We start from the raw sequence: 15907 nt of genomic DNA, 5'->3' as shown, positions 1-15907 counted from the left end.
GTATTTTTATCCGCCCCTTTTTGAGCTTGTTTCCGGTCTGTTTCCCCGTTTTTACTCGTCAGATAGCCCGCTATCATCCTCGTAAAAGCCGAAAAACATCCTCGAAAACAATTCTCAAACTGAGGCAGAGCAAAATTTAAACAGGCTCTTAGAGCCTGTCATACATGGGGCGATTATTTTCCTGATTCGCCCGAATATCCCAAGTTTTTCCATTACTTTTGCACGAAAGAAACAATTATACAGAGAAATGCCAACGCTGAACTTGCCACCCTATCCTTACAAGCTATCAAAAAAAGAAGGTAAAAATTTTATTTTTGACGAACTGCGAAAGAAATACGTTGCCCTGACTCCCGAAGAGTGGGTAAGGCAGCATTTCATCCATTTCCTTATAGAGCAGAAAGGTTATCCGAAAGGACTGCTTGCCAACGAAATTCAGATAAACTTAAACGGGACAAAGAAACGATGTGACACGGTTTTATATAACAGAGACCTGACTGCGAGGATGATTGTGGAATATAAAGCCCCTCAGGTAGAAATCACACAGGCTGTATTCGACCAAATTACGCGCTATAACATCATTCTACGGGTGGATTACCTGATTGTGACGAACGGAATCAATCACTATTGTTGCCGTATCGATTACGAAAAAAATACTTATTATTTTTTGCCGGACATCCCGACGTATGCCGATTTATGACTCCCGGATACAAAAAACTCCCGCAGACCGACTGCCGAACAAGGGAAGTCAATCTGCGAGAGTTCGCTCAAAATCATGTAAGAGGCCGAGCAAAATCTAAGAGCCTGTTTAAATTTTCCGATTAAGTATCAACCTCTTGATTTTATTTTTGTATCCAAATGCTTTTCTACAGCTACACCCGCCAGTTCCGGGTCAATCATGATACGTCCACAATATTCGCACACAATGATTTTCTTACGCATACGGATATCCAACTGTTTCTGAGGCGGAATCTTGTTAAAGCAACCTCCGCACGCATCACGCTGTACATAAGTAATACCCAATCCGTTACGTGAATTTTTACGAATACGTTTGAAAGCTTGAAGCAGACGCGGCTCAATGGTAGTTTCCAGTGATTTAGCCTTTTCTCTGAGTTTTTCTTCTTCCTGTTTGGTTTCAGCTACAATCTCGTCTAACTCGTTCTTCTTAATTTCCAAGTCCTTCTTTCTTTCTTCCAACGCCTGCGTACTCTTTTCGATTTCTTCTTCTTTTGCCTGAATAGAAGCCGTATATTCACGAATACGTTTTTCGCAAAGTTCCACTTCCAGTGTCTGGAATTCGATTTCTTTTGTCAATACGTCGTATTCACGATTGTTACGCACGTTGTCTTGCTGTCCTTTGTATTTTTCAATTGAAGTTTTAGCTGTTTCGATTTCGATTTTCTTCTTCGATACGTTGGTTTTCAGCTCTTCAATTTCGGTTTTGATTTTTTCGATACGTGTGCTCAAGCCCGTAACTTCGTCTTCCAAATCTTGCACTTCAAGCGGCAGTTCGCCTCGCAAAGTCTTGATTTTGTCGATTTCAGACAACATGGTCTGCAACTGGTACAAAGCTCTCAGCTTTTCTTCTACGCTCAATTCGCTCGGATCTTTCTTTACTTCTTTTGCCATAATAATCACAAATATTTGATGGGATTTGTATTGACACGTGTCATTTGCACGTCTAATGTCGGAAACTTCTCCCTCAGAATTGAATAAAATATTTCTTTTGTATATTGTTCGCTCTCGTAATGTCCGATTTCAGCTATCAGTATGTCATTTTCATAGCTGAAGTAATCATGATACTTTACTTCGCCCGTTATAAATACATCGGCATGACAACCAACTGCTTTTGGCAACAGGAAAGCCCCTGCCCCGCCACAAAGTGCAACGGTCTGTATCAATCGCCCGTTCAGCCGAGAATGTTTCACACAACCCACCTCGAACAGTTTCTTTATGCGCTTCAGGAAATCGGTTTCTGTTTCAGGCTCTGCCAATTCTCCCACAATTCCGGCTCCCGCCTGATTCCACTTATTCGCCAATGGATACAAGTCATATACAGGTTCTTCGTAGGGATGAGCCGCCATCAATGCCCGAACCACTGCCGACTGAAGATATGCCGGAAGGATGGTTTCGATACGTGTTTCCGACTCCCAATGCATCTCGCCCACCTTGCCACAGTAAGGATGAGTACCCTCGCCGGCACGGAAACTTCCCTTGCCTTCCAGATTATAGCTACACGAATCATAATCTCCAATACATCCGCATCCGGCAGCAAACAGCGCTTGGCGTACCGTATCAGCATGAGCGGCGGGAACAAATGTTACCAGTTTCAGTAAGCTACTCTCTTTGGCATCGAGTATTCTTACGTTTCTCAAACCAATCTTTTCGGCTATCTTGAAATTCACTCCCTGCGGAGCATTGTCTAAATTCGTGTGCATCGAAAAAATGACAATATCATTCTTTATGGCTTTCATAATACAACGTTCCACGTAGTCACGCCCCGTTATGGATTTATATCCTTTAAATATCAACGGATGATGAGATACGATGAGGTTATATCCCAGCGTTATCGCCTCGTCTACCACAGCTTCGGTCACGTCCAGACACAACAAAGCCCCTGTAGCTTCCGCGTCTGTCAATCCTATTTGCAGTCCGGCATTATCAAATCCGTCTTGCAAAGGCAGAGGCGCGAATATCTCAAGGGCATTTACAATTTCCTTAATTTTCATATTCCGCGAAAATTTGGTGCAAAGATAAGTATTTTCCGCGACTTATCCTCAAGGGTAACCGTTTTTTGACGGATTTTTATGGACTTACGTCCGGAAACATTTACAAAAAAGCCACAGACACGCGGAACATACGACTCTCCGCACATCTGTGGCTCTACTATAAAGTCTAATTCTCCAATCAGATTCCCAATGATTTCTTCACTGCTTCAATCTTTTCGGTTGCGTCAGCATTTGCTCCTACATAGCATTTCGGGCATTGCATTTCGCCCTTGATTTCCATATAGAATTTAATCTTAGGCTCTGTTCCTGAAGGACGTACTGACACCTTCGTTCCATCTGCCGTGAAGAACTGCAATACATTTGAAGGTTCCGGCATGTCAAGTGCGGTAACATTACCCTTATTGTCGGTTGCTTTAAGCGATTTATAGTCTTTTACCAAGACTACTTCTGAACCGCCTAATTCTTTCGGCGGACATGAGCGGAAATTATCCATCATCGCTTTAATTTCGTCTGCACCGGTCTTTCCGGGTTTCACTACATTTACGGTTACTTCTTTAGAGAATCCGTATTCTACGTAGATTTCCATCAAGACATCATACAATGTTTTACCTTGATCTTTAGCCCATGCACAGATTTCAGCCAACAGTGAGCAAGCAGATACAGCATCTTTATCGCGAACGAAATCTTCTGCCAAGAATCCATAACTTTCTTCACCACCGCCGATGTATTTCTTCACACCTTCGTTCAGACGAATCTGACGTGCAATCCATTTAAAGCCTGTGTAGCAGTCGTACATTTCGATATGGTTTTTATCAGCAATGGCTTTTATCAGTTCGGTAGTCACAATGGTTTTAACGATAAACTCGTTACCTTTCATCTTACCCATCGCAATGCGGTTCTTGATAATGTAATACAAGAAGATAAGACAAGTCTGGTTACCGTTAATCAATACCCATTCGCCTTTGCTGTCCTTACATGCCATTCCCACGCGGTCAGCATCCGGGTCGGAAGCCATTACGATATCCGCGTCAATGCTCTTAGCCAAAGCAATAGCCATTGACAAGGCTTCGGCGTTTTCGGGATTCGGAGATACTACTGTGGGGAAATCGCCACTCTTTACCATCTGTTCGGGTACGCAGTGTACATTTTCAAATCCCCATAACTTCAATGACTGCGGAATCAGCATCATACCTGTTCCGTGAATCGGAGTATATACAATCTTCAAATCTTTCTGGCGTTTGATAACTTCCGGATCAATTGAAATCGTATGAACTTGGCGCAGGTATTCATCGTCTATTTCCTTACCGATGATATGAATCAGTTCTTTGTTTCCTTCGAATTTGATCAAATCAGCCGATGTAACCTTGTTTACTTCATCGATGATACCGGTATCGTGCGGTGCAAGCACTTGCGCACCGTCGTCCCAATAAGCCTTGTAGCCGTTATATTCTTTCGGGTTATGAGAAGCTGTAATGTTAATACCGCTCTGGCATCCCAAATGACGAATAGCAAAAGACATTTCCGGAGTAGGACGCATATCGTCAAACAAATAAACTTTTATACCGTTAGCCGAGAAGATATTTGCTGAAATTTCGGCAAACTTGCGGCTGTTATTACGGCAGTCATGACCTACTACGACTGAGATATCGGACTTTCCGGCAAAACATTTATTCAGATAATTTGCCAATCCCTGAGTAGCTGCACCTACGGTATAGATGTTCATGCGGTTAGAACCTGCACCCATAATACCACGCAAACCGCCCGTACCAAATTCCAAATCCTTATAAAAAGCATCAATTAATTCCGTCTTGTCCGAATTTTCCAACATGCGCTTTACTTCTGCTTGCGTTTCGGCATCATAAGCCGGAGTCAACCACTTTTGTGCTTTCTCTGTACAGAGTTTAATCAATTCATCGTTTTCCATGACTTTGTTCGTTTTTAATTAGATTCATTTTAATAAGACAAAAATAAAAGTTTCATCTTAATAATCCTAATAAAACGATGAAGTTTTTTTGACTATCTCTTTTCTCGTTTGTTGATTATTTTATCAAACCAAACATTTAGCCCTGTCCATACCAAGACATCGATAACAAAAACCAATGTATTATCCATGAAGTGGATGGCAGTGATGGTAAATGCACAAAAAAGAGCAGACATCAACTGAATGGTTACAAGTGCCCTGCGGGGAGAAAATCCCATGGCGAGAAACTTATGATGGATGTGGGTTTTATCGGGCAAGAAAAGCTGCTTCCCGTTGCGGGCACGACGCAACACGACACGCACAACGTCGAGGCACGGAACCATCAAGACGCTAAATGCCACCAATACCGGACTGCTGTCGCTGGACTGAAGTATGACCGAATACGGGTCGTACATACAATATTTGATGACAAAAAAACTCAATATGTAGCCTAATGTCAAACTGCCTGTATCGCCCATAAAGATTTTGCGCCCACGGTCGGCATTTCCAAATACGTTGTACGAGAAAAACGGGATAATCACACCTACACAGGCAAAGGCAAGCAACGCATATACCCAATATTGGTAATGGACGAAAATCACTCCGAATATTACCAGCGCAACCATGCTCAGCCCTGAAGCCAAGCCGTCAATTCCGTCGATCAGGTTGATTGCATTCGTAATAAACACTACCAGCAGTATCGTAAGCGGAATCCCCACAGAAGGTATTACCTCATGGATACCAAATAACCCGTAAAAACTATTTATGTAAAGTCCGGATACAGGGAACGCTGCCGCCGAAAGAATTTGCACCAAGAATTTTTTGCGATAGCGCACTCCCACCAAGTCATCGGCTATACCTACAATATACAGCAATGTCAATCCGGAAATGAGAAACAACAATTCATAGATAGTTTTCACATTTAAAATTTCCATCAACGGCTGCCCGCCCAAAATACGGACTGCCGTAAATGTACACATCGTAAAAACAATAACAGGGAAAAAAGTGACACCGCCCAACCGGGGAATGGGGCGTTTGTGTATTTTACGGGCATCCGGTTCATCAAACAACCGCTTACGCAACGATATAATCAAGATGTTAGGAATAATTATTCGTCCCAACAATACGGCCACAATAAAGGCTGTGATAATAATATAAAGGTTCTCCATACACTATAAATTAGTAGCACTCCATTTAGCTATTTAAATCAGCGGATAAAGGTACAGGTTATTTTCGAGACAGAAACAACCTTTTATAAAATAAACTCTATTTCCAATAAAATGTTTTTAAATCAACAAGTTTTATTACTAATAGACAAAGTTGTTTGTCTGATTGTAATTTATCAGACAAACAAAATCGGACTGAGATATAAGACTAACTTATTTATTCCTACTATTTTATCAGATTTGCCAACGAAGCAATCATCGTAGCCAGCGAAGCAAACGAAGTGGCACCCGACATTATACCTGCAAAATTGACTTTACGGGTTTTGTTCGGCACAACGATTTCACAGCCCGGCTCAATCTGTTTTTTGCCGCTGCCTTTCAACTCTGCCACCTGACCGTTCATGTAAATAATAAACTTCTTGCTCTTCTTTGCCTGCGAAGAATATCCGCCTGCCTGACTCAGATAATAGCTCACTTTCTTGCCCTGTAAGTAAGAAACCGTATTAGGCATCATTACCGCACCACTGATTTTTACCGTATTATTATATTCGGGAACATTGATTACATCGCCTTCACGCAATACGATATCGGCATCTCCGCCCGGATTTGCCAATGCCGCCTCCAAATCAATGCCCACCGTAAACGTACTGTCGACCGTCAGCCCCATAGAGTTCGCGGCAGACGTACCAATCTCTCTACGAATCATCTGGATAGCATCCTGCATCCGTTTCAATTCTTCATCATTGGCTATACGGGTCAGTTTCGCGCCACGCACGTAACCGAATTTGTTCACTCCTCCCGCACGCTTGATAATGCTGCTCAAACGTTCACTCTTCGTATTCAGGTTATATTGCCCACCGTATAACACCTCACCGGTTACAGTGACGTTAGACTGTGCACTGTAGCTCGGACTACGGCGAACCACTACTTGGTCGTAAGGCTGAAGAACAAATCCCGGCGTTCCGTCAACCACAAATCCGTCTTTCAGCGCGAAAGAATAGTTCTCGCCTGTGATTTCTGAATCGGTCGTGCTTTTCGGGTTGCGGATACGTCGAGCGATATCCACACGTACCACAGAAGCCGACTCTTTCAAGCCGCCCGCCGTAATAACCAAGTCTTCCAACGTCATATTATCGGCATAGGTATATTCGCCCGGCTCGTTTACTTCGCCTGAAATCGAAACTTTCCCCCAATTCTTCAAATCGTGGATACTCGGAATGTAGAGAATATCGTTCTTACGCAAGGCAATATCGGGAACCGTGCCGTTCAATATGCCCGAAATATCGACAGGAAGTACCTCGCGAGTCAAGTTTTCGCGTTCGCGATACAATACGGCACGCGCCGTAAACGCTTCGCCCAACAACCCGTCGGCCTTTTCGACCAACTGGCGTACCGTGTTCAGATTACCGCTCAACTGGTAAACACCCGGATGATACACCGCTCCTCTCACTTCCAGCTTGTTTGTATAACGGTTAAGGATGGAATCTGCCGTCACCACATCGCCGTCTTGCATCTGAAACGCCGTATAATTTTTATCATCAACAATTTCTACGGAATATTCTTTCCCGTTTTGGCGGATAATACGCAGCGTCTTTTTATAGGCATCCGATGAGAATCCGCCCGCATAGGCAAGCAGTGTAGCCACCGACTCGTTTTTCTTCATCTCATAACGCATCGGACGTTTTACTTTACCGGTAATCTTAACCAACGCATCGTAAGGCGGAACAATAATCACATCGCCTTCCTGCAACGAGATATTGTCTTGGATATCCCCTTTCATGATATATTCATACACATCGAGCGTTTTTACGATTTTTCCTCCGCGCGCCACCTTCACGTTACGCAAACTACCGATGCTGCTTACGCCGCCCGCACTGTAAAGTGCATGAAAAACGGTTGAAAATGAAGAGAGTGTATAAGTGCCCGGATATAATACCTCACCCATTACATTAACCTGAATGGTGCGGATATTTCCCAAAGTGACTTTAATGTTATTTGCAGAGTCAGCATAAATTTTATGAAGTTCCTGTTTCAACAAATCGTCTGCCTCCTTCATACTCTTGTTAGCCAAAGAAATAAGTCCCAGATTCGGGATATTGATGTATCCGTCCGGCGAAATTTCCTGCTGAATCGTATTTTCGCTGGCACCCCAAATGTAAATCACCACTTCGTCGCCCGGACCGAGACGGTAATTTTCCGGTGTGGCAAGATTCAGGTTCGGTTCGAAAGTCAGTGCAGAAGAATTAAATATGTTGCGTCCGAACACCTCGTCTTCAGGATTTCCGGTGTTCAGCGAATCCCGGAACGCATTGGCATAATACAGGTTTGATGAAGAAAGATTGCCATATTGCGTGTTCAACTGGCGTTTGCGGCTTACCGATGTCAAAGAAGCAGTTCCTGTTTCGGTTGTCGTTCCTCCCATTTGTTGTTGATACATTTCTTTTACACGCAATGCCTGCTCTTGAGTCACCCCGCGGCTTAACAGTTGTACCATGATTTCGTTTTGGCTTGTACCCTGTTGTAACGCGCTCTGCACATATTCAAGCACTTGTGAATCGCTCATACTCTGTGCATAAGCCGAAGCCGCACCCATCAACAATAACAAAGAAAAGGCGAATCTTACGAATCGTTTCATCATAATTAAAATAAATCTTTTTAATCCTCTTGTTTCCAAACTTATATATTTTGCAAAGATAGAGTATTATTTAAAGAATAACAAACGAAAAACCTTTTTTAGTTTTTACCCTCAGCGTAATCAAACAAACGATAATTTTAGCCGAAAAAAGTTTACAGTGTATATAAAAGTTAGAGAGAGGAGTTATAATATAAAAAATGTTAATAAAAAGCACTTTTCTATTTCATTGTTATGTTTGATAACATAAAAACATTACTTTTGCATCGTGTTTTTCATGGTATTAGATTTAAGGTTAATGAAGATTGGGAGTCTGGGAAGATTCCCTTTTTTTATGCCCGTATCAAACACGGCTTCCATCCGTCATCCAATCCTGCCATTAAGAGCCTGTTTAAATTTTGCTCTGCCTCAGTTTGAGAATTGTTTTCGAGGATGTTTTTTCGGCTTTTACGAGGAGGATAGCGGGCTATCTGACGAGTAAAAACGGGGAAACAGACCGGAAACAAACTCAAAAAGGGGCGGATAAAAATACTTAATCGGAAAATTTAAACAGGCTCTAAGTCATCAAAACGTCTATCCGGACTTATCTGTAGCCTATAAAAATTCTACCCGACAAACCGACAATTTCTATGGGTAGAACCGGGCAACTCATCCGTTAGGGATGACCAACACTAACGGTAGTGTTTTTCGGTGTATAACAACGCTTATTTCTTTTTGTACTTTTACCGGACAGGAACGTTTCGTTTCGCATCCTGCCGGCCTTAAAGATTGCTCCCCCGGCAATAAAAAAACTCCTACCGGAATGGCAGGAGTTTTCACTAATTGGAATAAAATATTATTAACCTCCAAAATTATCATACATAATTGAAGCGGGATCAACACCCAGACTATCCAGCATGTTAACCACAGCTTTCGACATCGGGCCGGGACCACACATGTAGTATTCAATGTCTTCCGGAGCTTCGTGATTCTTCAGATAAGTTTCATACATAACCTGATGAACAAATCCGGCGGTATATTTTACGCCCGCAGCGTCGGCAGCCGGGTCCGGACGGTCTAACGCCAAATGGAAGTGGAAGTTTGAGAAGTCTTTTTCCAACTGCAAGAAGTCTTGCAAATAGAACACTTCGTTCAGCGCACGCGCACCGTAGAAGTAGTGCATTTCACGGTCGTGAGTGTTCAGTGTACGAGTCATGTGCATAATCTGAGCGCGCAACGGAGCCATACCGGCACCACCACCTACCCAAATCATTTCTTTCTTCGAGTCGAAGATAGGATGGAAATCTCCGTAAGGTCCGCTCATCAGCACCTTATCGCCGGGTTTCAGCGTAAAGATATAAGAAGAAGCGATACCCGGATTAACATCCATGAATCCGCTACGGTCGGGTTTAAACGGCGGAGTGGCAATACGTACCGTCAGCATAAACACATCGCCTTCGGCAGGATAGTTTGCCATTGAGTAAGCACGAATCGTAGGTTCGGGGTTCACACACTTCAGCGAGAACATGTTAAACTTCTTCCATGCAGGCAGGTATTCATCGCCAATCAGAGCCTTGTCGATATCCTTGTCATAGTCCATCGTAAATGCAGGAATCTTGATTTGGGCGTAAGAACCCGGAATAAAGTCCATGTGTGCGCCTTTAGGCAACTGCACTTTGAACTCTTTGATAAACGTAGCCACGTTCTTGTTTGAGATAACGGTACATTCGTACTCTTTTACTCCCATCACTGATTCGGGCACTTTTATCGACAAATCGCCTTTCACTTTTACCTGACAGCCCAAACGCCAATGGTCTTTCTGCTGTTTGCGGCTGAAATGGCTCACTTCGGAAGGAAGAATCTCACCGCCTCCTTCAACTACCTGACACTTGCATTGTCCGCAAGAACCTTTACCGCCACAAGCCGACGACAAAAAGATATTGTTAACCGCCAACGTATTCAGCAGCGTAGAGCCGGATTCAACCTCCAGTTGGTTTTCGCCATTGATAGTCAGTTTCACCTTTCCTGAAGTAACCAAGAATTTCTTAGCTACCAACAAGATAACTACCAGCACAAGAATAGTCACGAGGAATACTCCAATGCTTGCTAAAATAAAATTCATGTCCATTGTCTTATTCCTTTCGTTATTAGATGTTCAAACCAGAGAAACACATAAATGCCATAGCCATCAAGCCTACGGTAATAAACGTGATACCCAATCCACGCAAGGGAGCCGGCACGTTTGAGTAAGCCATTTTTTCACGGATGGCAGCCAAACCCACGATAGCCAGCATCCATCCGATACCTGAACCCAGTGCGTAAGAGATAGAATCCCAAATGTCGCCGATGTACTTAGGGTCGGAAGGAGTCAGGTTGATGCGCTGCTGCATAAACAGAGAAGCACCCATGATGGCGCAGTTAACGGCGATCAGCGGCAAGAAGATACCCAACGAAGCATAGAGTGAAGGGCTGAAACGCTCTACCACCATTTCTACCAACTGGGTAATCGCAGCGATAACCGCAATAAAGAGGATGAAGCTCAAGAAGCTCAAGTCGATACCCAAGATGCCGTCGGCAGCAAGCACTTTGGTTTGAAGCAGGTAGTTAACCGGCAGCGTAACCACCAGTACGAAGGTTACGGCAATACCCAATCCGATAGCAGTCTTTACATTCTTCGATACGGCAAGGTAGGAACACATACCGAGAAAGAATGCAAAAATCATGTTGTCCACGAATATAGAGCGGACCAATAAACTTATAAAATGTTCCATAATACTTTCCTTTCCTTAATATTATTCCTTATCTTGCAATTCCGGGTGTTTTGCACGCTGATACCAAATAAGGCAAGCTACGATAATCAATGCCATAGGCGGCATCAGCATCAAACCGTTATTTACATAACCGGCTTCTTTGATTGCATCGTAATTCAGGATATTGATGCCCAGCAGTGTTCCCGAACCTAATAATTCACGGATAAACGCTACGATAACCAGAATCTTGGCATAACCCAATCCGTTTCCAAGTCCGTCCAAGCAAGATTCCCACGGGCCGTTAGCCATCGCAAAGGCTTCCAAACGTCCCATCAAGATACAGTTGGTGATAATCAAACCTACGTATACAGACAACTGAACGCTGACATCGTAGGCAAATGCTTTCAATACTTCGCTCACGATTGTTACCAACGCTGCCACTACAACCAACTGCACGATAATACGAATACGATTAGGGATTGTTTTACGAATCAATGAAATAACCACGTTAGAAAACGCCGTGATAATCGTTACAGAAAGTCCCATTACAATGGCAGGCTCCAGCTTAGAGGTTACTGCCAATGCCGAACAAATACCCAGCACCTGAACAGTTACAGGGTTATTCATGCTTATCGGAGTTGAAAATACTTCTTTGTTTTTAGATGAAAATAAACTTCCCATGTAATTTCCTCCTCACTTTATTCTTTAATCGTTAAAAATTTGGTATACTGTCCCATGCAGTTTTTCAGCATTTGGTCTACCGCCAACGAAGTGATTGTACCTCCGGATATACCGTCTACCTGATATTCCGGTTTTTCAATCTTTCCATTCTTTACTACGCCCAGACCGATTGCACCGCCTTCCATCACGTTTTTATCTTTAAACTCATTCTGGAAATGTTCTGTTGCAATTTCGGCTCCAAGTCCCGGAGTTTCTGATGCGTGAGAGAAATAAGTTCCGTAAACGGTATTCTTATCTTCGTTCAGAGCCACATAGCCCCAGATAGCCCCCCAAAGACCTGTACCGTAAACAGGGATGACATACTTAGCCTTTCCGTCTATTTCACACACAAACAGATGGGCGCGGCCATTTTCCTTATATTCTTTTTCATAGCCCGTAACGAAAGTTCCCTCGTAAGGTTTCAGTGTTCCGTCTTCGGCTACAACCATATCTGCTTTTACTACTTTGGCAAATTCAGCTTCTGCATCCTGCACCTCCCTGATGTTCAATGCAGACAGAATCTGCTTTTTCGTATCCAGCTCTACATTTTTTCCTTGAAGGTCGCGCAGAGAAGAGTTGACAAAAGCCAGTAAGAATGCTACGATAACAACCAGTACCGAAGCATAAACGATAGTATAAGAGTTACTATTGGTATTCATTGTATTCGGTTTTTATTTGTTAGACATAGCACGTTTAGCACGGCGTGAAATATTATTCTGCACTACTACATAGTCAATCAGCGGAGCAAAAATGTTCATCAACAAGATTGCCAGCATCATACCTTCAGGATAGCCCGGATTCAGAACGCGGATGATGATTGCCATCGCACCGATTAAGAAACCGTAAACAAACTTACCGTTTTCAGTACGTGAAGACGTAACAGGGTCGGTAGCCATGAATACAGCTCCGAAGCAGAAGCCTCCCAAGCACAAGTGTTCGTACCACGGCATTTGGGCAATGTAGGTATCCGGACCAATCGTGTTGAAAATCCAGCCCATCAGCGCACCTCCCACGAAGACAGACAGCATGGTTTTCCAACTTGCCACGCCTGACCACAGCAGGATAACGGCTCCGATGGCAATGGCTATCACGCTGGTCTCACCGATAGAACCCGGTATCAGACCCGTAACCATGTCCCAAGAGAATTCCGGACACTCGGCAACCTTAGCTATACCTAGCGGGGTAGCTGCCGTCAATCCGTCGACCGTTTTTCCCAGACCGAAAATGCTGTCGCCCGATACCCATACCGTGTCACCTGACATCTTTGTAGGATAAGCGAAAAACAAGAATGCACGTGTAATCAAAGCCGGGTTGAAGATATTCATACCTGTACCACCAAAGACTTCTTTTGCGAAGATTACAGAGAAAGCGGTAGCCACGGCAAGCATCCACAACGGACAGTCAACCGGCACAATCATCGGTATCAACATACCTGACACCAAGAAACCTTCCTGAATTTCTTCTTTTTTCCATTGAGCCACAACGAACTCAATACCCAATCCTACCACATAGGAAACGATGATTTTAGGCAATACAGCCAAAAAGCCGTAACCGAACATTTCCCAAAAGCTGCCTTCCACGCCCGTAGCATGGTAGTGCTGGTAGCCTACGTTATACATACCGAACAGCAATGCCGGCATCAATGCTATGACCACGAACGACATGATACGCTTGCTATCAATCGCATCGTGGATATGCGTACCCGTTTTCGATGTTGTATTCGGCACGAACAAAAATGTTTCAAAACCATCGAATACAGAACGAAAAGCATGGTATTTGCCTCCCTCTTCAAAGTTCGGCTTTATCTTATCGAGATAATTTCTTAATGCTTTCATTATTATTTAGTTTGTAATTTACCGTTTTTGAGCATCAATCCAACAAATCAATTTAATATCACTCAAAAACACATCTGTTAACACATCTCACGGCGAAGCATATCCAAGCCCTCGCGGACAATACGCTGCAACTCCATCTTTGACGAACAAACGAACTCACACAATGCGAAATCCTCAGGAGCCACTTCGTAAATACCCAACTGCTCCATGCGGTCGATATCTCCTGCGATGATTGCTTTTATCAGGTATTCAGGAAGAATATCCATCGGGAGCACCTTGTCGTATTCATTCGACATTATCATGTGGCGTTCACCGCCTTTCACACGGGCATCCAATACATATTCTTTCTTCTTGCCCATCAGCCAGCTGAAATAAGAGTGATTTACGCTGAACTGGTCGCAGCGGGGCATTATCCAACCCAACATTTCATGAATGTCGCTTCCTTCCGGAATCACGGTTACCTGACTGTGAAAAGCGCCCAAGAAGCCGTTTGCCGGAATTTGTTTTCCCGTCAACGGATTGCCACTGATATAGCGCAACTCTTTATCCTTGTTTACATTATTGGCCAATACGTCTGTCAGCAAAGCCCCTATTTTTAATTTGCAATAAGCCGGTTTCTTCACTTCCGAACCCGTAATTGCAACCGTACGGGTCAAGTCTACCCGTCCCGTATTAAACAACCTGCCAATAAAAATAACCGCCTGCGGATCAATAGTCCATACGGTTTCTCCTTTATTGACCGGTGCGATATGATTAATCTGCACACCCACATTTCCTGCCGGATGTGGTCCGTCGAATACCGTAAGCGTTACGTGTTTAGCTTGCGTCAGAGCTGCGCTTTTCTGATTCACGCTGATGCTTAAATACGTTGTAGCTATTTTAGCCAGCGCATCAAGTCCTGTCTGGAAATGAGCCTCTTCTCCTTTCAAGGCAATCTCAAAATCAGGCGCCAACGGATTACTGTCGAATGCAGAAACAAAAATAGCTCTCGGAGCCACAGTAGGATCAGCTATCACGTCGTAAGGACGCTGCTTAATAAAAGCAAACATTCCGGCGTCTTGCAAAGCTGCCTTCACAGCATCCCCATCCATTGAAGCCACGTTTTTCTTTCCAAACTCTTCGAAATCTTGTTCCGGTGCTGCTTCAACGGTAATACTCATCACTTTACGGCGAGCTCCGCGCTCAACGCTTGTTACTACGCCACTTACGGGCGAAACAAATTTCACTTCAGGATGATTCTTGTCAATAAACAAGGGTCCTCCGGCCATCACATACTCCTGTTCTTTCACTACCACTTTTGGAGTTACACCCGTAAAGTCGTCAGGACACAAAGCGTAGAATCCCGGCTCTTTCACAGACATAACCTCGGCTGTAGCTTTTCCTTTCAGATTTATGTCTAAGCCTTTACGTAATTTTATTAAATTAGCCATATATGGGTTATAAAAATGGTTTTATATTTTGCGGGCAAAAATAAACAAAAAATAAGGAAATAAAGAAGAAATAACTATGGAAAAATAAGAATTTATTCAATTTATCGTGCTCAGAGGCTGTTTTATATTCGTATTCCAACATGATTCTGGTATCAGAATTATATAACATAACTTTATTCTTGCCAACGCAGTCAATATCCAGAAACAGAAGTAAGAAACCGTGCTCCATCCTATACATTATTATTAACATCAAAATGACCGAAAAACGCTACCGTTAGTGTAACTCATTCCATGCGGAAGAGTTGACCATTTCTATTCGGAGAGTCAACAGGTTCTACCGTTAGCGTTTTTCAGGCTTCCTGCCAAGCCGTAAAAGTGAAATACAAGTCCAATATGGAGCTGTCTAAATCACCTTACCAGAAAATTCAAAGGAACTCTGATTTTAAGGCACTTTATCAACCTAAACTCATAAAACACCATGACTTCATAAAAAAAACCACATAACAATTTTGTTTATACGTAAAAAGTTTATTAATATTGCGAAGTTTATCAATTAAAGCTAATTAAACCGATAAAATTTATGTTAAACTTTAAAACCTATGCCTATGACCTAACAACTGCTTTCCTTATTTCCCGGATTCGATCGAGTCCATATATCAACTTCATTTTAATGAGAATCTAAATATCATGAAATTTATGCGCAAAAAAT

Annotated in this window: 12 protein-coding genes; 1 reads left to right on the top strand and 11 read right to left on the bottom strand. The window is 43.1% G+C overall.

The window, feature by feature from the left end; translation table 11 throughout:
* Positions 1 to 247 precede the first annotated feature (247 nt).
* Positions 248 to 697, top strand: coding sequence for a type I restriction enzyme HsdR N-terminal domain-containing protein (locus M3085_RS04775; RefSeq protein ID WP_191709856.1), 450 nt, complete (start codon positions 248 to 250; stop codon positions 695 to 697).
* 128 nt (positions 698 to 825) lie between these two features.
* Here M3085_RS04775 and M3085_RS04770 read toward each other — a convergent pair whose 3' ends face one another.
* The 11 genes from M3085_RS04770 to M3085_RS04720 all read right to left on the bottom strand — a co-directional run bounded on the left by M3085_RS04770 (position 826) and on the right by M3085_RS04720 (position 15198).
* Complete coding sequence (locus tag M3085_RS04770; RefSeq protein WP_191709541.1) at positions 826 to 1626, bottom strand: zinc ribbon domain-containing protein; 801 nt, start codon at positions 1624 to 1626, stop codon at positions 826 to 828.
* A gap of 5 nt (positions 1627 to 1631) precedes the next feature.
* Positions 1632 to 2726 carry a Nif3-like dinuclear metal center hexameric protein gene (locus tag M3085_RS04765; RefSeq protein WP_191709542.1) on the bottom strand — a complete coding sequence of 365 codons (1095 nt, stop codon included), beginning with the start codon at positions 2724 to 2726 and terminating at the stop codon, positions 1632 to 1634.
* Positions 2727 to 2904: 178 nt separating this feature from the next.
* Complete coding sequence (locus tag M3085_RS04760) at positions 2905 to 4650, bottom strand: phospho-sugar mutase (protein WP_191709543.1); 1746 nt, start codon at positions 4648 to 4650, stop codon at positions 2905 to 2907.
* 92 nt (positions 4651 to 4742) lie between these two features.
* Positions 4743 to 5855 (bottom strand): MraY family glycosyltransferase, encoded by a 1113-nt coding sequence (locus M3085_RS04755; RefSeq protein ID WP_191709544.1) that lies wholly within the window; start codon positions 5853 to 5855, stop codon positions 4743 to 4745.
* Positions 5856 to 6078: 223 nt separating this feature from the next.
* On the bottom strand, positions 6079 to 8490 hold the full coding sequence (locus M3085_RS04750) for an SLBB domain-containing protein (RefSeq protein WP_410554203.1): 2412 nt from the start codon (positions 8488 to 8490) through the stop codon (positions 6079 to 6081).
* 832 nt (positions 8491 to 9322) lie between these two features.
* Entirely contained in the window at positions 9323 to 10591 is a 1269-nt protein-coding gene (gene nqrF / locus M3085_RS04745; protein WP_178256274.1) for an NADH:ubiquinone reductase (Na(+)-transporting) subunit F, read from the bottom strand.
* A 19-nt stretch (positions 10592 to 10610) separates the two neighbouring features.
* On the bottom strand, positions 10611 to 11234 hold the full coding sequence (gene nqrE, locus M3085_RS04740) for an NADH:ubiquinone reductase (Na(+)-transporting) subunit E (RefSeq protein ID WP_178256275.1): 624 nt from the start codon (positions 11232 to 11234) through the stop codon (positions 10611 to 10613).
* 21 nt (positions 11235 to 11255) lie between these two features.
* On the bottom strand, positions 11256 to 11894 hold the full coding sequence (locus M3085_RS04735) for an NADH:ubiquinone reductase (Na(+)-transporting) subunit D (RefSeq protein WP_178256276.1): 639 nt from the start codon (positions 11892 to 11894) through the stop codon (positions 11256 to 11258).
* Between the two features lie 17 nt (positions 11895 to 11911).
* Entirely contained in the window at positions 11912 to 12592 is a 681-nt protein-coding gene (locus M3085_RS04730) for a Na(+)-translocating NADH-quinone reductase subunit C (RefSeq protein ID WP_249052422.1), read from the bottom strand.
* Between the two features lie 12 nt (positions 12593 to 12604).
* The gene (locus M3085_RS04725; RefSeq protein ID WP_178256278.1) at positions 12605 to 13768 is read right to left on the bottom strand and encodes an NADH:ubiquinone reductase (Na(+)-transporting) subunit B; all 1164 of its coding nucleotides are present in this window, start codon (positions 13766 to 13768) and stop codon (positions 12605 to 12607) included.
* A gap of 77 nt (positions 13769 to 13845) precedes the next feature.
* A complete protein-coding gene (locus M3085_RS04720; RefSeq protein WP_178256279.1) occupies positions 13846 to 15198 on the bottom strand; it encodes a Na(+)-translocating NADH-quinone reductase subunit A in 1353 nt (450 codons plus the stop codon).
* Positions 15199 to 15907 lie beyond the last annotated feature (709 nt).

This window comes from Bacteroides caecicola (assembly GCF_023337095.1).
GTDB classification, from domain to species: Bacteria; Bacteroidota; Bacteroidia; order Bacteroidales; family Bacteroidaceae; genus Phocaeicola; species Phocaeicola gallinarum.
This window is presented reverse-complemented; position numbering and strand designations above follow the sequence as displayed.

Excerpts from the sequence above, each read along its gene's own strand:
- M3085_RS04725 (WP_178256278.1), bottom strand. The coding sequence starts at position 13,768 with ATGAAAGCATTAAGAAATTATCTCGATAAGATAAAGCCGAACTTTGAA.
- M3085_RS04720 (WP_178256279.1), bottom strand. The coding sequence starts at position 15,198 with ATGGCTAATTTAATAAAATTACGTAAAGGCTTAGACATAAATCTGAAA.
- M3085_RS04735 (WP_178256276.1), bottom strand. The coding sequence starts at position 11,894 with ATGGGAAGTTTATTTTCATCTAAAAACAAAGAAGTATTTTCAACTCCG.
- nqrE (WP_178256275.1), bottom strand. The coding sequence starts at position 11,234 with ATGGAACATTTTATAAGTTTATTGGTCCGCTCTATATTCGTGGACAAC.
- M3085_RS04770 (WP_191709541.1), bottom strand. The coding sequence starts at position 1,626 with ATGGCAAAAGAAGTAAAGAAAGATCCGAGCGAATTGAGCGTAGAAGAA.
- nqrF (WP_178256274.1), bottom strand. The coding sequence starts at position 10,591 with ATGGACATGAATTTTATTTTAGCAAGCATTGGAGTATTCCTCGTGACT.
- M3085_RS04760 (WP_191709543.1), bottom strand. The coding sequence starts at position 4,650 with ATGGAAAACGATGAATTGATTAAACTCTGTACAGAGAAAGCACAAAAG.
- M3085_RS04750 (WP_410554203.1), bottom strand. The coding sequence starts at position 8,490 with ATGATGAAACGATTCGTAAGATTCGCCTTTTCTTTGTTATTGTTGATG.
- M3085_RS04765 (WP_191709542.1), bottom strand. The coding sequence starts at position 2,726 with ATGAAAATTAAGGAAATTGTAAATGCCCTTGAGATATTCGCGCCTCTG.
- M3085_RS04730 (WP_249052422.1), bottom strand. The coding sequence starts at position 12,592 with ATGAATACCAATAGTAACTCTTATACTATCGTTTATGCTTCGGTACTG.
- M3085_RS04755 (WP_191709544.1), bottom strand. The coding sequence starts at position 5,855 with ATGGAGAACCTTTATATTATTATCACAGCCTTTATTGTGGCCGTATTG.
- M3085_RS04775 (WP_191709856.1), top strand. The coding sequence starts at position 248 with ATGCCAACGCTGAACTTGCCACCCTATCCTTACAAGCTATCAAAAAAA.